Below are 19,073 nucleotides of genomic sequence, written 5' to 3' on the forward strand. Positions count from 1 at the left end.
AATCCCTTCTACACCGCCGTTGTGGCCGCGACCGGATGAATCACCAGCCGGCCCCGTTCGGGGAGGGGACGTCACCGCTACGAGGGTCGGCGGTCGTCACGTTCGGTGCTTCTTCTGCACTGGAGGGTGTGGCGCGGACCCTCGATCGAGGACTGGTTTTGGTCAGCACTGAAGTTATCGTGAACACAGAGCGACGCTGGGTCTCGACCGTCCCCCGAACGGGTACTCCCGGGTTGTCCACCGACCAAGGAGGCCGAGATGCAGCCGCTCCCCATCCCCTTCGCGCCGTGGGTCTGGCGCAACGTCGCGGAACTGCTCGACCGGCGCGACACCGACTCCCCCGAAGCCGACGAAGCCACCCGGTCCACCGAGCGCCACGACCGCCCGGACATCGGCCTGCTCGGGTACGAGGTCGAAGCGCTGGACGGCCCGATCGGCGAGGTCGACCAGTCGAACGCCCGCGTGCCCGCCGACTGCCTGCTGGTCGACGCCGGCACGTGGTTGTCGCGCCTGAAGGTCGTGCTTCCGGTCGGCGCCGTCGCCAAGGTCGACCACGACGCGAAGAAGGTGCACGTCGACCGCACCAAGGACCAGGTGCGGCACGCGCCGGAGTACGACCCGGACACGTTCGACGCCGACGACTACCGGCAACGCCTCGGCGACTACTACACCGAGAGCTACCGGACCGCGCCGCCGGCGACGTGAGCCGCCACGGGCCGGCGTGAGACCCGCGGCCCACCAACGCGGTCCACATCGGACCGGACGCCCGGCGGCCGCGCTCGGCCGCCGGGCCCGTGCGAACCGGTGCGGCGACTGCCGAGCCCGTGCGAGCGGGTGCGGCGACTGCCGGTCACGGCACTAGGCACCCAGCTCCATGATCCGATCGGCCACCGCCGCGGGCGCTTCCAACGGAAGCATGTGGCCCGCGTCCTCCACCACCACCGACTCGCCGCCGACCGCCGCGGCCAGCGCCTTGGCGTTGGACTCCGGCACCAGCCGGTCCTCGTCGCCGACGATCGCGATCACCGGGCGTTCGCCCGCGACGGACAGCGCGGCCTCGCGGTCGTACCGGTCGACCGCCGGGCGGAACAGCGCGATCGTCTCCGGCCAGTGCGCCCACACCATGGCCGCGGTGAGGTCGACGTCCTCCTCGCGCGGCTCGTCGCCGAACAGCCACCAGCGCAGCCCGGCCGTCTTCGCGGGCTCGATCTTCTCCCGCACCGCCCGCACCAGCGGCCCGAACGCGCGTTCCAGCTCGCGGACCAGCTTGCCCAGCGCCTTCGGCCAGGCCAACGACGTCTCGGCCAGCCCCGTGGCGGCGGTCGAGACGAACACCACGCCCGCCACCCGCTGCCGGTACAGGCGGGGACGGCGTTCGGCCATCGCCATCGCGGCCATGCCGCCCATCGAGTGGCCCGCGACGACGACCCGCCCGGCGGGCGCCAGCCGTTCGACCAGCTCGCCGAGGTCGTCGCCGAGCCGCTCGATCGTCGCGGTCTCCTTGTCGGCCGGCGAGGACCCGCCGTGGCCGCGGTGGTCGTAGGCGATCACCCGCACGGACTCCGGCAGCGCCGCCACCACCCGGTGCCAGCTGCGGTGGTCGAGCGCGTAGCCGTGGGCGAGCACCACGGTCAACTCGGCGTCGGGCGGGCCGCTGAGTGCCACGTTCAGCTCCGTGCCGTCCTCCAGCCGCAACCGTTCGGTCGCCATGGCCGCTGCCCCTTCCGTCGTCGGACGTCGACCTGACCAACGAGTAACAAGCGCGGACGTCACGCGCCGGCCGCTACGACCAGTCAGGTCGCCGGAGCAGCGCCAACCGGCGGTCGAGGAGGGTGGCGAAGTCGTGCGGGCGCCCGACGACCAGTTCGACGTCCTGCTCGGCGGCGGTGCGGACCACGACCACCTCGCCGCCCGGCGCGGCCCGGGTGTCGGCCACCCGGACGTCGGCGATCTCGCGCAACGGCAGTTCGCCGCCGGAGACGTCCGGGGTGGACGGTCCGGTGCGCACGTGCCAGCGCAGCAGCTCGCCGTCGAAGTTGGCGTGGGCGAGCACGGGGTGCCCGGTGGCGTTGCGCACCTGCCGGGACTCGCTGCGCACGCCGAGCGTGGTGCCGGCGATCGCGCCGCCCACCACGTCCAGCAGCACCGCCTTCGCCTTCGTCACCAGCACACCCGCGACCGCCGTCGCGGCCACGACCGGCAGGGCGAGCAGCGCGTTGCGGGTGAGGAGCCCGACCCCGAGCCCCTGCGCCACGCCCGCGTACACGACCAGCCCGGCCCACCACCCGGGCCGGTGCACGTAGACGCGGCGGGCCAGGAACCACACCGGCACGACGACGCCGATCACCAGCAGCACCCAACCCGGCCCGACCGGGCCAGACCACGGGGCCACCAGTGCGACGACCAGGCTCACCGCCGGCGGCGCGAGGAAACCGGGCACGAGCAACACCCGTGCCCGCGACCACCGCCGCTCGAACTCCGCACGCACCGACTCGTGCACCCCAAACGGCAACCGCACCCCGCACCACCTCCCGACATCAGCGTAACGTCACCGTTACCCGGGCTTTCCGGCACGCACGGTGACGATCACCCGGTGCCCGCACCATTGCGGACCAGGGCCGGGCAGGGTGCGGCGATCGGGTACACCTTGCCGGTCCAACTGGGGCGGAGCGCCGGCAACCGGCACCCTGATCGACGTGACTGCGTGTTACCGGGAGCCGCCGGTGGTCCGTGTCGTCCGGTCCGCGTGACGGCCTTGGAGGTCTCCGGACCGGCGCTGCACCGCGCGATCGTGGCGGTCGACGTGGAGGGCTTCGGCGACCCGCGGCGGACGCTGCCCCACCAACTGGGCACGCGCGCGGGCCTGTACCGGGTCGTCGAACGGGCCGTGCGGGCGGCCGGGGTGCGGTGGGAGGACTGCTACCGCGAGGACCGCGGCGACAGCGTCTTCGTCCTGGTCCCGCCCCAGGTGCCGAAGGGCCCGCTGGTCGAGGTCGTGCCGGGCGCGTTGGCGGAGGCGTTGCGCGACCACAACGCCACCAGCCCGCCCGAGCAACGGGCGCGGCTGCGGCTGGTCGTGCACGCGGGCGAGGTCGCGTTCGACGGCCACGGCGTCACCTCCACCTCACTGACCACGGCGTTCCGCCTGCTCGACGCCCCCGCGCTCAGGCAGGCGCTCGCCGAGTCGCCCGGTGTGCTGGCGCTGATGGTGTCGGACTGGGTGTTCCAGGAAGTCGTCCGCCACTCCGCCGTGCTGGACCCGGCCACGTTCCGACCCGCGGCGGTCGTGGTGAAGCAGACCCGTGACACCGCCTGGATCGCCCTGCCCGACCACCCCTACCCGGCCGACCTCGCCGTGCTCGACCGCGCCGCGCCACCGGACAGGGACGACGTGCCACGTCAGTTGCCCGCGCCGCGATCGCCGTTCGTCGGCCGGCAGGAGGAGCTGGACCGCCTGGACGCGGCCCTGCGGAACGCCGCGGGCACCGTGGTGATCTCGGCGATCGCGGGCGCCGGCGGCATCGGCAAGACCTGGCTGGCACTGCACTGGGCCAACCGGCGCCTCGACCGCTTCCCCGACGGGCAGTTGTTCGTCGACCTGCGCGGTTTCAGCCCCGACGGCACGCCGATGGACCCGGCGGTGGCCGTGCGCGGTTTCCTCGACGCCCTCGGCGTCGACCCCGGCCGCATCCCGGTCGACCCGCACGCCCAGGCCGCGCTCTTCCGCGGCCTGGTGGCAGACCGGCGGATGCTGCTCGTGCTCGACAACGCCGCCGACACCGCCCAGGTCACCCCGCTGCTGCCCGGCGGCGACACCTGCACCGTCGTGGTCACCAGCCGGGAACGGCTGTCCGGCCTGATCACCAGCCACTCCGCGCACCACGTGCCGCTGGACGTGCTGGCCGACACCGAGGCCCGCGCCCTGCTCACCGACCGGCTCGGCGCGGCGCGGGTGGCCGCCGAACCACGGGCGGTGGACGACCTGGTCGACCTGTGCGGAGGGTTCCCACTGGCGTTGAGCATCGTGGCGGCCCACGCCCAGACGCGCCCCGGCACCCCGCTGGCGACGCTCGCCGCGGAACTGCGCGAGCTGGGTCTGGACGCGCTGGACGACGACGACCCGATCGCCAGCCTGCCCGCCGTGCTGTCGTGGTCGCGGCGCGCGCTCGGTCCCGGCCAGGCCACCACGTTCGCCCTGCTGGGCATCGCACCGGGCCACGACATCGGCCTGCACGCCGCCGCCGCGCTCACCGGTCTGTCACCCGGCGGCGCCAGGGCCCTGTTGCGCGGGCTGGAACAGGCGTCGCTGATCACCCAGGACGCCCGCGGCCGCTACCACATGCACGACCTGATCCACCTCTACGCCGCCGACACCGCGCGGACGTTGCCCGAGGCGACGCGGGAGGCCGCCCTGCGGCGGGTCGTCGACCACTACCTGCACACCGCGATCGCCGCCAACCGGCAGCTCTTCCCCGACCACGAACCCGTCCGGCTCGACGAGCCGGCGCCCGGCACGCACCTCCGACCCCCGCCGCTCGACCAGCACGCGGCACTGGCCTGGTTCGACAGCGAGCACGCCAACCTCCTGGCGGCCCAGCAGCTCGCCGGTGCGCGGGACCTGCACCTGACGTCGTGGTACCTGGCGTGGGCCATGGACACCTTCCACCACCGGCGGGTGCACTTCCACGACCGCCTCACCGCCTGGCGGGCCGGGCTGGCCGCCGCCGAACACCTGCCCGACCCCGAGGCCCGCGTCATCGCCCACCAGCGGAACGGCCGCGCGCACGCCGACCTGCGGCGGTACGAGGAAGCGGAGGAACACCTGCGCCGGGCCCTGTCGTTGGCCGAACGGCACGACAACCGCGCCCAACAGGCCCGCGCGCACCAGGAGTTCACCCGGTTGTGGGCCCTGCGGGGAGACAACCGGAAGGCCTTCGACCACGCCACCCACGCCCTGCGCCTCCACCGCGTCCTGGACGACCGTGCGGACGAGGCCCTGTCGCTCAACCTCGTCGGCTGGTACGCGGCGTTGCTCGGCGACTTCGACCGGGCCCGTGAGCACTGCCGGGCCGCGCTTTCCCTGCAACGCGAGCACAACGCCGCGGAAGGCGAGGCGATGAGCCTGGACAGCCTCGGCTACATCGACCACCACACCGGCCGGCACGACGACGCCGTCCGGCACTACCAGCAGGCACTGACCCGGTTCCGCGAGCTGAACCACGGCTACGCCGAGGCCGACACCCTTGACGGGCTGGGGCACCCCCACGTCGCGCTGGGGCAGCACGAGCAGGCCCTCGCGGTGTGGTCGAAGGCGCTGGAGCTGTACCAGGCCCAAGGCCGCGACCACGACGCCGCGCGGGTGCGGCGTCAGCTCGACGAGCTGGACGCCGACCGGCGCGGCTGATCGGGCCGGCGGGTGCGGGGAGCCGCGAGTGCGGTCGAGCGCAGTGCCTCGCGCAGGAGTGCCACGGCCGCCGGGATCTCCGTGTCGCCGATGTTGCCGTAGCCGAGCACGAGGGCGCGTCCCGGCGACTGCTCCGTGCGGTAGTCGTCGAGGTCCGCCAGGCGCAGGCCGGCGGACGCCGCGGCCTGGACCGTGCGGCGGGTGTCGGTGTCGTCCGGCAGGTGCAGCAGGACGTGCAGGCCGGCGGCGGTGCCGGCGGGTCGGCCCTCCGGGACCTCGGCGGCCAGGGTGTCGAGCAGCAGGTCGCGGCGGGCGCGGAAGCGGCGGCGGGCGGCGCGCAGGTGGGCGTCGTACCAGCCGCGGTCGATGAAGGTGGACAGCGCCAGTTGGTCCAGGACCGGTGGGGCGGCGGCCACCGGGTTCGCGGTGCGCAGCGCCGGGATCATCACGGGCGGCGCGACCAGCCAGCCGAGGCCGAGGGCCGGGGACAGGGTCTTGCTGACCGTGCCCAGGAGGAAGACCCGGCCGGGGTCCAGGCCCTGCATGACGGCGACGGGGTGGTGGTCGTAGCGGAACTCGGCGTCGTAGTCGTCCTCGATGACGAAGCCGTCGACCTCGCGGGCCCAGCGCACCAGGCGGGCCCGGCGCGCCGGTGACAGCACCGTGCCGGTCGGGAACTGGTGCGCCGCGCCGACCACGACCGCCCTGGCCGGCGTGCGGACCAGGTCGTCCACCCGGAGGCCGTCCTGGTCCACCGGCACGGGGTGCGCGCGCAGGCCGGCGCTGGTCACGGCGGCACGCAGCCGCGGCCAGCCCGGGTGTTCCACCGCCACGTCCGTGATCCCCTCGGCGTGCAACGCGCGGCACGTGCGGGCCAGGCCGTCGGTGACGCCGGCGCACACGGACACGGACGTGGCGTCGGCGTCCGCGCCGCGTGACCGCCGCAGGTACTCCGCGAGCGTCGTGCGCAGCGCCGCGTGCCCGGCCGGGTCGGGGATGTCGAGGTCGTACTGGACGGCCGAGCCGATGACCGCCCGGACGGCGTCGGCCCAGCGACGGCGCGGGAACGCCCGCAGGTCCGGCAGGCCGGGCGCGAGGTCGTACCGGATCGCCGGACGGGCCGGCGCCCGCTGCGCGCGAGGACGATCGGCCGTCACGGGAGACCACGAGACCCGCGTGGCCGAACCGACCCGCGCGGTGAGGTAGCCCTCCGCGACGAGCTGCCCGTACGCCTCCGTCACGACCCAGCGCGAGCAGCCCAGGTCCTCCGCCAGCGCCCGGCTCGGCGGCACGGCGGCGCCCTCCGCCAGCCGGCCGTCCCGGATCGCGGCACGCAGCGCGTGCGCCAGGCGGTCGTGCAGGCGGCCGCGCCCACCGACCTCCAGCAGCGTCGCCCACGCGAAATTGGTCTGGGAAACCGTCACGGGATTGGAGCGTACTGCCGAGCCGAATCGCCCTACGGTGGCGGCATGGTTGAGAAGTTGGCTCTGGGGGCCATGTTGTTCGGCACGGTCACGGACGAGCGGCGGTCGTTCGAGATCCTGGACCGCTACGTGGACGCCGGCGGCGTCTGGATCGACACCGCGAACTGCTACGCGTTCTGGGAGGACCCGAGCGGGTTCGGCGGGCAGAGCGAGGCGTTGCTGGGTCGCTGGCTGGCGAGCCGACCCGGCGTCCGCGACCGCGTCCGGATCAGCACGAAGGTGGGCTGCGAGCCGACCGAGGCCGGGCGGTTCCCGGAGACGGCCGAGGGCCTGTCGGCCGGTGTCGTCAAGAACGGGATCGAGGGCAGCCTCCGCAGGCTCGGCACGGACCACGTCGAGCTGTACTGGGCGCACAAGCCCGACCCGGTGACGCCGCTGGAGGAGACGGTCGCCGCGTTCGACGAGCTGGTGTCCGCGGGCGCGGTCGGCCGGCTCGGCTGCTCCAACTACCCCATCTGGCAGGTCGAACGGGCGCGGCAGCTCGCCCAGGCTCACGGTCGCGTCGGCTACACCGCGGTGCAGCAGCACCACACGTACCTGCGACCGCGGCCGGGGACGCAACCCACCGTGGTGCACCGGTTCGGTGAGGTCGACGACGAGGTGATCCACTACCTGGAACACCACCCGGATATGGCGCTGTGGGCCTACACGCCGCTGCTCAGCGGCCGGTACACCCGCACGGACAAGCCGCTGCCCGCCGAGTACGACCACCCCGGCACCACGAGCCGCCTGGCCGTCCTGGACGAGATCGCCGCCGAGACCGGCGCGAACCGCAACCAGGTCGTGCTCGCGTGGCTGACCGGCGGCGGCATCGACGTCACGCCGATCGTCGGCGTCAGCTCGGTGGAGCAGCTCGACGACGCGTTCGCCGGGGTGTCGCTCGACCTGACCGAGGGCCAGCGCCACCGGCTGGACGCGGCGGCGTGATCGGCGACCTCGTCCTGGGCGCCATGTGGTTCGGCACGGTCACCGACGAGCGGCGGTCGTTCGAGGTCCTGGACCGCTACGTGGACGCCGGCGGCGCCTGGATCGACACCGCCGACTCGTACGCGTACTGGGTGGACCCCGCCGGCGCCGGCGGGCAGAGCGAGACCGTGCTCGGGCGGTGGCTCGCCGCCCGGCCCGGTGTCCGCGACCGCGTCCGGATCAGCACGAAGGTGGGCGCCGCGCCGACCGGCGACGGCGCCGTCGAAGGGCTGTCGGCCGGTGCGGTGAAGAGCGCGATCGAGGGCAGCCTCCGGCGGCTGGGCACGGACCACGTCGAGCTGTACTGGGCGCACCTGCCCGATCCGGCCACGCCGTTGGAGGAGACGGTCGCCGCGTTCGACGACGTGGTCACGGCGGGTGCGGTCGGCCGGCTCGGCTGCTCCAACTACCCGGTCTGGCAGGTCGAACGGGCACGGCAGCTCGCCCAGGTCCACGGTCGCGTCGGCTTCACGGCCGTGCAGCAGCACCACACGTACCTGCGGCCGCGGCCGGGGATCTGGCCGACCGTGGTCCGGTTCGGCGCGCTCAGCGACGAGGTGATCCACTACGTCGAACACCACCCGGACATGGCGCTGTGGGCGTACACGCCGCTGCTGAGCGGCCGGTACACCCGCGCCGACAAGCCGCTGCCGGCCGAGTACGACCACCCCGGCACCACGAACCGCTTGGCCGCGTTGGACGAGATCGCCGCCGAGACCGGCACGAACCGCAACCAGGTGGTGCTGGCGTGGCTGACGGGTGCGAACCCGCCGGTCACGCCGATCGTCGGTGTCAGCACCGTCGAGCAGCTCGACGACGCGATCGCCGGGGTGTCGCTCGACCTGACCGAGGACCAGCGCCACCGCCTGGACGCGGCGGCGTGAGGGCCGGGTTCGCCGGAGGGGGTCCGGCGAACCCGGCTGTCGGTCACGCCCCGGCCGGCATGCCCGCGCGTGCCTCCTGGACGGTCAGCGGACGCACGGTCAGCGTGTACTCGTAGGTGGTGTCCGGGCGGACCTGGCTGCGTGGCCGCACCGGGTTCGGGGTGTCGCCGACACCCGTGACGGCGTGGCTCGCGTGCAGGGTCACCCAACCCTTGTTCCGCTGGAGCTGGAACGGGTACGCGGCCCGGTCGAGGTCGTCGTACGGCGTCACGCTGACGTCCTTCGCACCCGCCACCAGCAGGCCGCCCGTGCGGCCGTCGGTGAGCAGCGCCCAGCGCGAGTCGGTGTGGTTGCCGTGGTCCTGCGGGCGGTGGTAGTCGACGTACTGCTCGTCCACTGTGGACGAGTGGACGCCGATCGGCGTGCCGTCCTTGCGGTCAGCGTAGCTCTCGGCCTTGCGCCCGTACCAGGCGAACCGGTCGTAGCTGTCGGGCACGGCGAGCGAGACGCCCACGCGCGGCAGGTACGGCAGGGTGCGCATGGCGCCCTGAGGGGTGACCTTGTGCCCGAGCCGCAGCACGCCGCCGCGTTCGACGGTGTAGGTCATCGTCTGGTCGAACCACGCGCCGGTGACGTCCGGCGCGGCCACCCGGCTGTCCACGACCACGCGCACACCGGACTCGGCCGGTTCGACCCGGACGTCGGTGACGGTGGTGGCGAGCCGGTCCAGCCCGGCCTTGCGCCAGTCCTCCCCTTCCGCGCGGCCCCACGCGAAGGTCTCGTTGCTGATCGGCGCACGCCACGCGTCCAGCTCCGGCCCGCCGGCAAGCAGTTCCCGGTCGCGGACCTTGATCGACGACAACGTGCCGGTCTTCTTGTCGACCGTGTAGCTCACGCCCTGGGCCTCCGCCGTGACCGCGCCGGCGGTGTCGGCCGTGATGGCCGCGCCACCGCCCTTCGGCGTCGCGTCCAGGCCCGGCACCTCGGTGCCGCCGAGGGAGAACTGGTCGTGCGCCAGGACGTGACCGGCCGGCACCATGGGCCCGGCCGACGTGGTCACCGCCTCGACGGTGAGGAACCGTTCGCGGTCGGCGGGGTTCGCGGGCGCGGGCACCCGGACCGCGCCGGTCGAGTTCGCCGCCACCCGCAGCGGCTGCCGCCCCTGCGTCACGACCCGCGAGCCCTCCGTCACCCGCCACCGCAGGTCCAGGTCGTCGGTGCCGCTGAACTGCCGTTCGTTGAGCACCGACAGCACGCCGCCGGCGTAGCCGAACCGCAGCGGTTGGTGCGCCCACGCCAGCTGCGCCGTCTCCGGCTGGGCGTCGCGGTCGGGGCTGATCAGGCCGTCGAGGCCGGACAGGCTGGAGCCGTAGGACAGGTGCGTGCCGCGTTCCTCGACGCGGTCGAAGTCCAGTGCCAGCACCGCGCCGCCGACGGGCTCGGCCGCGGTCAGCTCCGCCGGGGTGAGGGGCCGGTCGTAGATCCGGACGTCGTCCACCGCGCCGTGCGCCATCCGACCGACCTTGGCCGGGTCGTTCCACGACGTCTCGAAGTCGCGCCCGATGTTCACCTCGGCCGACGACGGGTCGATCGCGCCGGTGAACGGCTTGCTCGCCACCTCGCGGCCGTCGATGTAGAGGCGCAGCGCCGTGCCGTCGTAGGTGCCGCTGACCCGGTGCCAGTTGCCGTAGAAGTCGCTCGGGACGGTGGCCTGCACCGCCTGCCAGGTGCCGCTGTGGATGAAGAACTCCAGGGTGTTCTCGGTCTTCATCTTCAGCGCGTACTGGTGGTCGCCCTTGCCGACGATGCGGAAGTCACCGCTCCACCGCGCCGGCTTGACCCACGCGTCCAGGGTCAGCGCCTTGCCGGTGATGTCGAGCTTGCGGTCGCGGTAGACCTCCACGAAGTCGTCCAGGCCGGACAGGTGCAGCGCCTTGCCGCGGTGGCCGTCGACCAGCTCCGGAGCGCCGGTCAGGTGCGCGGAGATGTTGTTCCCGGACGAGTCGGGCAGGATGCGGACCCGCTGCCGGATGCTGGCCTCGGCCCAGTCCCAGACGAAGCCGCCCTGGGTGGCGGGGTTGGCCCGGACGGTGTCCCAGAACTCGCGGAAGTTGCCGAGGCTGTTGCCCATCGCGTGCGCGTACTCGCCGAAGATCAACGGCTTGGTCGTGCTCTTCGCCTGCTGCTCGAACCGCTCCGGCGACGGGTAGCGCGGGCCCCACACGTCGGCGAACGGCGCGTCGCCGTCCGGGTTGTTGGACTGGTGGTACTTGGGCCGGGTCGGCTCGTTCGCGTCCAGCCACTCGGCCATCGCGTAGTGGTGCGCGCCGAGCCCGGCCTCGTTGCCGGTGTCCCACAGGAACACGCTCGGGTGGTTCTTGTCCCGCTCGACCATGGCGGTGAAGCGGTCCAGGAACGCGGGCCGCCACTCCGGCTGGTTCGCCTGGCACCAGCGCGAGCAGTCCTCGTGGTTGTGGGTCTCGATGTCGACCTCGTCGGCGATCCACAGGCCGTGCTCGTCGGCCAGCTCGTAGAAGTACGGGTCCGACGGGTAGTGCGAGGTGCGGACGGCGTTGACGTTGAGCTGCTCCATCAGCGCCACGTCGCGTTCCTGCGCGGCGCGCGGCACGTGGCGGCCGTGGTCGGGATCGGTCTCCGCCCGGTTGACGCCCTTGAACAGCACGCGCTTGCCGTTGACCAGCAGTTGCTTGTCGCGGATCTCGATCTCGCGGAAGCCGGTGGTCTCGGAGGTGATGTGCGTCGTGCCGTCGGGCGCGGTCAGGGTGAGCACGACGGTGTGGAGGTTCGGGGTCTCGTCGGTCCACTTCGCCGGGTCGCGCACCGGCAGGTCCAGCCGGACCTGCCCGCCCCGGTCGGTCACCTCGACGTCGCCGGTGGTCCGGCCGACCTCGGCGCCGCGGGCGTCGCGCAGGCTCGCGGTGACGCGGTGCCTGCCGGTGGCGCCGCCGGGCTTGTGGCCCACCTCGACGGCGGCCGTGAGGGTCGCGTCGGTGTAGGTGGCGTCCAGGTCCGTCCGCAGCGTCACGTCGCCGACGTAGGTCGCGGGCGTCGAGTGCAGGCGGACCGAGCGGAAGATGCCCGAGTACCGCCACTGGTCGACGTCCTCCAGGTAGGCGCCCGCGCTCCACCGGTGCACCTGCACGGCGACGCGGTTGCGTCCCGGCTTCAGCGCCGCCGTGACGTCGAACTCCGCCGGGGTGTAGCCGCCCTGGTCGTAGCCGACGTAGGCGCCGTTGACCCAGACGAAGTAGCCGGACGTGACGCCCTCGAAGCGCAGGAACGTGCGGCGGCCCGTCCAGTCGGCGGGCACGTCGAAGTCACGCGTGTAGGCGCCGGTCGGGTTGACGTCGCGCGGCACGCGGGGCGGGTCGTCCGGCTGGATCTCGGTGGCGATGTTGCGGAAGATCGGGTGGTCGAGGCCGTCGGTCTGCCAGGTGTGCGGCACCGAGACCTCGCGCCAGCCGGACGTGTCGTAGCCGTCGGCGTGGAAGCCGGCGGGCACCTCCTCCGGCCGCTTGGCCATCGCGATCCGCCACTTGCCGTCCAACGACCGCGTGAAGGGCGAGTCGTCGTCCCGCCGGACGGCCGAGTCGACGTCGGCGTACGGGCGGAGGTAGGCGTGCGCCGGCTCCTGCCCCTCCGCGACCATGCCGGGGTTCTCGAGGTAGGAGTAGAGGTCGCCGGGAGGTGCGGCGGTGGCGGCGCCCGGACTCAGCCCCACCACCGAAGCACCTACAACGAACATGACTGTTACCAGAGCGCGCAGGCGCGACATGCTGAACCTCCATGTTCAACCAGAACTACACAAGATTCACCAGGTTCGCGCGTCACGTCAAGGGGCGCCGGTGCGGTTGGAAAGCGTTTTCCGGAGGAAGGGTGCACTCTCGCTCGGCACTCCCGTGTGGACGCACGGCCGCGAACCGTGCTCCGCGTCGGCATCGTGTTAGCGCTAACGTCAGAACCGGAGGGACGCTCGGGTACCAGCTGCGGCTAAGGCCGGCCACTTCGTTAGCCGACCAAAGGAATTGCCCAACCGGTGTGACGCGGAACACGGCGTGTTAGCGTTATCAAGACGAACGCACCGCTCGGCACGATTAAGGTCGACCCGCGACACCGCACTACATGGTCCACAGTGGACCGGACAGCTCGCCGCCGTACTATGATCCACCGATGGTCACCATCGCCGACGTCGCCCGAGCCGCCGGGGTTTCGCCGAGCACCGTGTCGTACGTGCTGTCCGGCAAGCGCTCGATCTCGGAGACCACCAGGCGCCGGGTGCACCACAGCATCCGCGTGCTCGGCTACCAGCCGAACGCGGGCGCGCGGGCGCTGGCGAGCAGCCGCACGAACGTGGTCGCCTTGGTCGTGCCGCTGCGCAGCGACCTGAACGTCCCCGTGGTCATGGAGTTCGTCACCGCCACGGCCACCGCGGCCCGCACCTACGACCACGACGTGCTGCTGCTGACCGCGGACGAGGGCGCGGCGGGCCTGCACCGGGTGGTGGCCTCCTCGCTCGCCGACGCGATCATCGTGATGGACGTCGAAGCGGCCGAACCGCGCGTGCCCGTGCTGCGCGAACTGGGCACGCCCGCGGTGCTGATCGGCGTGCCGGACGACCCGCACGGGCTCACGTGCGTCGACCTCGACTTCACCGCCGCCGGGTCGGACTGCGTGCACCACCTCGCCGACCTCGGTCACCGCGACATCGCGCTCATCGGCCCCTCCCCCGCCGTCTACCGGCGCGGCACGAGCTACGCGGGCCGGTTCCTGAGCGGGTTCCGGCGGACCGCCGCGACCCGTGGCGTCGAAGCGGCCACGATGGCGTGCGTGCCGACCTACGACGGCCTCCGCGAGTGCCTGGACGACCTGCTGGCCGGTCACCGCCCGGCCACCGGGCTGGTCGTGCACAACGAGGCCATCCTCGGCCCGCTGCTGTCGGAGCTGGCCCGGCGGCAGCTGAGCGTCCCGGAGGACGTCTCCGTGCTGGCGGTCTGCCCGCCGGACGTGGCGCAGGCGCAGGCCGTGCCGCTGTCCTCGGTCGACATCCCGGCCGTCGAACTCGGGCGGCTGGCCGTCGAGCTGGCGATGCGCCTGCTCGACGGCCCCGCCGAACCCGAGGTCCGGCTGCTGCCACCCCGGCTAACGGCCCGCGGCAGCACCGGTCCGGTGGTTGCCTAGGGTCACCAGGCTGACCTTCCCGGGGTCACCCTGCGCCGCCTCGGTCGCGATCACGGCGAAGGTGAGCGTGTTGTGGTCGCGCAGCACGCCGTTCGGGAGCACGAAGTCCCGCTGCGGTCCGATGCCGTTGAGGTACTGGCCCATGTTCCAGCCGTTGACGAAGACCAGCACCCGGTAGCCGCGGGCGGTGGTGTCCTCGAACCTCAGGCCGAGCGACACGTCGTGCCCGCGCGGCAGGTCCAGCGCGAAGGTGGTGCGGTACCAGGACACACCGGGCGTCAACGTGCCCGGAGGCCGCTGCCACCCGCCGGAGCCTGGCAGGTGCCACCCGGCGCGTTCGCCGTACAGGCCACCGGTGTTCATCGGGCCGCGTTCGCCGTCCGTGGGGCGGGAACCCCGGATCTGCCACGAGATCGGCGCGGTCGACCCCTCGACGACCACCCCGAACAAACCTCGCGGTTGCTTGTGGCGGACGTCGTCGGCGGTCCAGTCGTCGTTGTGGCCCATGTTCCCGACCAGCACGGTCAACGTCGCCGGCTGCCCGTCGACCAGCAACCCCTCGGGCACGGCGAAGTCGCCGCGGCCGGGATCGGGGTTCACCGGTTCGGAGTCGGCCTGGACGCCGCCGGCGGCCGAGCCGAGGTAGCGCCCGTTGAGCCACACCTGGTAGGTGCCGCGCCTGCCAGTGATGGCGTTGACCGTGACGGTCTTCTCCGCGCCGGTGGCGGTGAACCGGCCGCGGTACCAGACGTGGCCGTTGTGGTGGCCGTACTCGTCGGCGTACAGCACGGGCAGCGTCTTGGGCTTGATCGGGCTCGCCGTGGTGGTCTTGTCCGCCGTGGTCCAGCCGGACTCGCCCTGGCCGGGCGCTTCGGGGCGGTACCGCCAGTCGGTCAGCTCGGGCAGGCGGACCTGCTCCGGGGCAGGCAGCGAGCCGAGCAGGGATCCGCTCGACGTCCGGCGCACGGGCACCGGGCGTCCCCCGACGGACAGGTGGCGGGCCGGGGCGAACACCTCGATCTCGCCTCCGCGGTCGGTGTCGGCGCGCAACGCCAGCCGGTCGCCCTTGAGCTCGGCGGAGCGGACCAGCGACGTGCCGCGGACCAGGACGGGGCCGGCCGCGGTGTCCTGCCGCCAGAACCGCGCGGCGGTCTCGTCGGTGCCGAGCATCAGCAGCATCGGCTGACGGCCACCGCCGGTGACCAGCACGCGGGACAGCCCGGTGTGGGTGTAGTCCAGCCGCAGGTCGCCGGACGCGAACGAGGCGCGGACCTCGCCGTCGAGCACCTTGACGGTCGGCGCCGAGTCGTAGCGCAGGACGGTCGAGCCCTGCTCCCCCGCACGGCCGTAGAGCACGGCCACGTCGCGGCCGGACACGTCCACGTGGGTCAGGATCTCCGAGCTCGACCACACCAGCCGCTGGCCCCCGAGGTCGTAGCCGGCGACGAGGATCTTGGCGTCCCGGCCGTTCACCCGCACGGGCACCTGGTAGCGGCCGTCCGGGGTGGACCAGTCCAGGGTCGTGGACACGTCCGCGGCGCCCGCCAGCTCGGCCTGGCGGACCAGCGTGAACTGCGTCCCGGTGTCCGGGTTCGCCCGCGTCCGCGCCAGCACGGCCGGGTCGGCGGGCACGGGCGCGGTCGCCTCGTCGGTCTTGGTCAGCGGCGCGACCGAGGTCATGAAGTAGCCCTGCCGCTTGAACTCGTCGTACTTGGCGGTGAGCTGCCGCGACTCGGTGATCGCCGAACCGTAGTCGTAGGAGGTGTAGACGTCGTTCGGCTGCGGCAGCCAGCCCCACGACGTGCCGCCGAACGTCATGTAGTAGCCGTACATGGTGGCGCCGCTGGAGATGGCGTTGTTCTTGTAGAACACCTTCATGTAGCTCGGGCCGGTCAGCTCTCGGCACCTGTCGTACCCGGCGTCGTTCAGGTCGATCGCGCCCGCCTGGTACTCGGCGGCGTACACCGGCGCGTCGTCGCGCAGCCTGCGCGTGACGCCGTCGCCCCACGGTCCCCAGGCGTCGGGGTTGTGGCACTGGAACGACTGCGGGTAGTCGTCGACACCGGGGATCTGCACCGCGCCCCGGCCGGACGACCAGTTGGCCAGGCTCCCGCCGCAGCAGTTGTTGTGCACGATCGGCACGTCGATCCCGGCGTCGCGGGCCAGCCTCTGGAGGTTCTCCATGTAGGCCGGGTCGACGTTGACCGCGTACTCGTTCTCCACGTTGTAGGCGATCACCGAACCGCCGCGGCTGACCTGGTGCCGGGCGATGATCGGGTTGAGGTGCCCGAGCCACTCCGTGTAGGCCGCCGTGTAGCCGGGGTCGCTTGACCGGGCGCGGCCCTCCACCGTCTTGAGCCACGCCGGGAAGCCGCCGCCGCTGGTCTCGGCGTTGATGTACGGCCCGGGTCGGGCCACCACGTACAGGCCCAGCTCGTCGGCCATCCGCAGCAACCGGTCCACGTCGCGGACGCCGGTGAAGTCGTAGACGCCCGGCGAGGGCGAGTGGTAGCCCCAGTGGAAGTACAGCGACACCCCGGTGAAGCCGGCCGCCCGGATCTTCTCCAGCACGTCGCGCCACAGCTCGGGGCTCGGCAGCCGGAAGTAGTGGAACTCCCCCGACCACAGCATGACCCGCTCGCCGTCCACGGTCAGCGAGTACCGGTCGTAGGAGACCACGTGCCGCTCGTCGGCCGGGGCCGCGACCACCGGGGTGGTCGCGGCCAACGAACCCAACAACACGAGCACGACGGCTAACAGCCTCACCGGATCCCCCGCAGGGTCAGGGCACCGCCCTCGGCGCTGACGAGCACGCCGTCGGGGTGCGAGCCGACCGTGCCGCCGTCAACGGCGTCGACCGCACGCGTGCCGACCAGCAGCAGCCGCCAGTTCGACGGTGCGTTGTCGGCCTCGACCCGGATCTCGTCACCGTCGCGGTGGGTGCGGAACGTGGTGTCGCCGACCACCGTCACGTGGTCGCCGTCGGACAGCTGGTACGCCTGCAGCGTGACGCCCTCGGCGTAGTCGTAGTCCGGTCGGTCGTCCACGGCGCCGACGGGCAGGACCGTGTTCGGGCGCACGAGCACCGGCGCGGTGAGGAAGTCGCAGCGGTCGCGCACCCAGCGCGGGCCGTGCACGGTCTCACCGGTCAGCAGGTGGGTCCAGGCGCCCTCGGGGACGTAGTACGACACGTCGCCCTCGTCCGAGAACACGGGTGCGACCAGCAGGTCGTCGCCGAGCATGTACTGGCGTTCGAGGTGGGCGCAGCCGGGGTCGTCCGGGAACTCGACCACCATGGCCCGCATCATCGGCACGCCCTCGGCGTTGGCCTGCTTCGCCGCGCCGTTCAGGTAGGGCATCAGCCGCAGCTTGAGCTTGGTGAAGTGCCGCAGGACGTCGACGGACTCCTCGTCGAACAGCCACGGCACGCGGTAGGACGCGCTGCCGTGCAGCCGGCTGTGCGAGGACAGCAGGCCGAACGCGATCCACCGCTTGAACAGCGCGGCGGACGGTGTGCCCTCGAAGCCGCCGATGTCGTGGCTCCAGTAGCCGAACCCGGACAGGCCCAGCGACAGGCCGCCGCGCAGGCTCTCCGCCATCGACTCGTAGGTGGCCTCGCAGTCGCCGCCCCAGTGCACCGGGAACTGCTGCGAGCCGGCCGTGGCGGAGCGGGCGAAGACCACCGCGTCACCGTCGCCGCGCCGCTTGCGCAGCACCTCGAACACGGTCTGGTTGTAGAGGTGCGTGTAGTGGTTGTGCATCCGCTCCGGGTCGGAGCCGTCGTGGTAGACGACGTCGGTCGGCACGCGCTCGCCGAAGTCGGTCTTGAAGCAGTCCACGCCCTGTTCGAGCAGGGCGTCCAGCTTGGCCGAGTACCAGGCGCGGGCGGCCGGGTTGGTGAAGTCGACCAGCGCCATGCCCGGCTGCCACAGGTCCCACTGCCACACGTCGCCGTTCGGCCTGCGCAGCAGGTAGCCGTTCGCCTTGCCCTCGGCGAACAGCGGCGAGCGTTGCGCGATGTACGGGTTGATCCACACCGAGATGCGCAGGCCGCGGGCGCGCAGGCGTTCGAGCATGCCGACCGGGTCGGGGAACGTGCGCGGGTCCCACTCGAAGTCGCACCAGTGGAACTCGCGCATCCAGAAGCAGTCGAAGTGGAACACGCTCAGCGGCAGGTCGCGCTCGATCATCCCGTCGATGAACCCGGACACGGTCTGCTCGTCGTAGTCCGTGGTGAACGACGTGGACAGCCACAGGCCGAACGACCACGCGGGCGGCAGCGCGGGCCGTCCGGTGAGCGCGGTGTACTTGCGCAGGATCTCGCGCGGGCTGGGGCCGTAGATCAGGAAGTACTCCAGCGACTGGCCCTCGACGCTGAACTGGACCTTCGACACCGCCTCCGAGCCCACCTCGAACGACACGTGCCCGGGGTGGTTGACGAAGATCCCGTAGCCCGCGTTGGTCAGGTAGAACGGGACGTTCTTGTACGCCTGCTCGCTGCTCGTGCCGCCGTCGGCGTTCCAGATGTCCACCGTCTGGCCGTTCTTGACCAACGGCCCGAACCGCTCGCCCAGCCCGTACACGGTGTGGCCGACGCCCAGGACCAACTGCTCGCGGACGTGGTGCGTGCCGTCGAGCGTCATGAAGCCCATGCCCTTGACGCCGCTGCTGGTCAGCGCACGGCCGTCGGCGGTGAAGTCGACCCGCCACTCCTCGCCGCGGTGCACCCGCACCGACAACGAGCCTGCGGTCATCACCACGCCGGCGTCGTCGTCCACCACCTTGGCCTCGTGCGCGCCGTCGGAGGCCAGCGAGAACTCCGGCTCCTTGGGCGTCTCGCCCGAGAAGTGCGTGATCTTCACGCCGATCACGTCGGCCATCGGCGAGGTGAGCCCCACCGTGACCACGGGGCCCTTGAGCATGTCGCCGCGGTGCCGGATCGGGCGGGTCGACGCGTGCACGACGACTTCCCCGTTCCCCGTGGCGACGTCACGCACCTCAACCGGATAGGCCGCCTCGACCCCTGGCCGAAGCAGCCAGTACCCGTCGCTGAACTTCACCCGAACTCCAATCGGCGAAAGCCTGGCCGTTCGCGGCCAAGAGAAGCCGATCCCGACGTGCCCGGTCCGCGTAGTG

Annotated in this window: 11 protein-coding genes; 5 read left to right on the plus strand and 6 right to left on the minus strand. The window is 72.5% G+C overall.

Translation table 11 applies throughout. From position 1 onward, the window contains the following. The first annotated feature begins 258 nt into the window (after positions 1-258). On the plus strand, positions 259-705 hold the full coding sequence (locus ADK67_RS02545) for a hypothetical protein (RefSeq protein ID WP_053714737.1): 447 nt from the start codon (positions 259-261) through the stop codon (positions 703-705). 153 nt (positions 706-858) lie between these two features. Here the strand turns inward: ADK67_RS02545 and ADK67_RS02550 are convergent, their stop codons facing one another. Next, positions 859-1,710, minus strand: a complete 852-nt coding sequence (locus tag ADK67_RS02550) for an alpha/beta fold hydrolase (protein WP_053714738.1) — start codon at positions 1,708-1,710, stop codon at positions 859-861. A 73-nt stretch (positions 1,711-1,783) separates the two neighbouring features. After that, positions 1,784-2,518, minus strand: coding sequence for a hypothetical protein (locus ADK67_RS53270; protein WP_157619859.1), 735 nt, complete (start codon positions 2,516-2,518; stop codon positions 1,784-1,786). A gap of 228 nt (positions 2,519-2,746) precedes the next feature. On the opposite strand from ADK67_RS53270, the gene ADK67_RS52050 reads away from it, so the two are divergent. Next, positions 2,747-5,404 carry an ATP-binding protein gene (locus ADK67_RS52050; RefSeq protein ID WP_231647979.1) on the plus strand — a complete coding sequence of 886 codons (2,658 nt, stop codon included), beginning with the start codon at positions 2,747-2,749 and terminating at the stop codon, positions 5,402-5,404. On the opposite strand, the gene pdxR is transcribed toward ADK67_RS52050, so the two are convergent. Beyond that, complete coding sequence (gene pdxR, locus ADK67_RS02565; RefSeq protein ID WP_053714740.1) at positions 5,368-6,828, minus strand: MocR-like pyridoxine biosynthesis transcription factor PdxR; 1,461 nt, start codon at positions 6,826-6,828, stop codon at positions 5,368-5,370. The two genes, ADK67_RS52050 and pdxR, sit on opposite strands and share 37 nt — an antisense overlap. 45 nt (positions 6,829-6,873) lie before the next feature. Here pdxR and ADK67_RS02570 point away from each other — a divergent pair, with 45 nt between their 5' ends. Beyond that, the gene (locus tag ADK67_RS02570; protein WP_053714741.1) at positions 6,874-7,815 is read left to right on the plus strand and encodes an aldo/keto reductase; all 942 of its coding nucleotides are present in this window, start codon (positions 6,874-6,876) and stop codon (positions 7,813-7,815) included. Further along, the gene (locus tag ADK67_RS02575) at positions 7,812-8,738 is read left to right on the plus strand and encodes an aldo/keto reductase (RefSeq protein ID WP_197289237.1); all 927 of its coding nucleotides are present in this window, start codon (positions 7,812-7,814) and stop codon (positions 8,736-8,738) included. The genes ADK67_RS02570 and ADK67_RS02575 overlap by 4 nt, the downstream gene beginning before the upstream one ends. Before the next feature lie 43 nt (positions 8,739-8,781). Here the strand turns inward: ADK67_RS02575 and ADK67_RS02580 are convergent, their stop codons facing one another. Beyond that, entirely contained in the window at positions 8,782-12,534 is a 3,753-nt protein-coding gene (locus ADK67_RS02580; protein ID WP_053714742.1) for a glycoside hydrolase family 2 TIM barrel-domain containing protein, read from the minus strand. A 395-nt stretch (positions 12,535-12,929) separates the two neighbouring features. On the opposite strand from ADK67_RS02580, the gene ADK67_RS02585 reads away from it, so the two are divergent. Then, positions 12,930-13,937 (plus strand): LacI family DNA-binding transcriptional regulator, encoded by a 1,008-nt coding sequence (locus ADK67_RS02585; protein ID WP_053714743.1) that lies wholly within the window; start codon positions 12,930-12,932, stop codon positions 13,935-13,937. On the opposite strand, the gene ADK67_RS02590 is transcribed toward ADK67_RS02585, so the two are convergent. Further along, positions 13,899-16,703, minus strand: coding sequence for a beta-galactosidase (locus ADK67_RS02590; protein WP_053714744.1), 2,805 nt, complete (start codon positions 16,701-16,703; stop codon positions 13,899-13,901). The genes ADK67_RS02585 and ADK67_RS02590 overlap by 39 nt on opposite strands. After that, positions 16,700-18,997 (minus strand): alpha-xylosidase, encoded by a 2,298-nt coding sequence (gene yicI, locus ADK67_RS02595; protein WP_053714745.1) that lies wholly within the window; start codon positions 18,995-18,997, stop codon positions 16,700-16,702. Before yicI ends, ADK67_RS02590 begins: the two co-directional genes overlap by 4 nt. Positions 18,998-19,073 lie beyond the last annotated feature (76 nt).

The sequence above is a fragment of the Saccharothrix sp. NRRL B-16348 genome (genome assembly GCF_001280085.1).
In the GTDB taxonomy this organism is placed as follows: Bacteria; Actinomycetota; Actinomycetes; order Mycobacteriales; family Pseudonocardiaceae; genus Actinosynnema.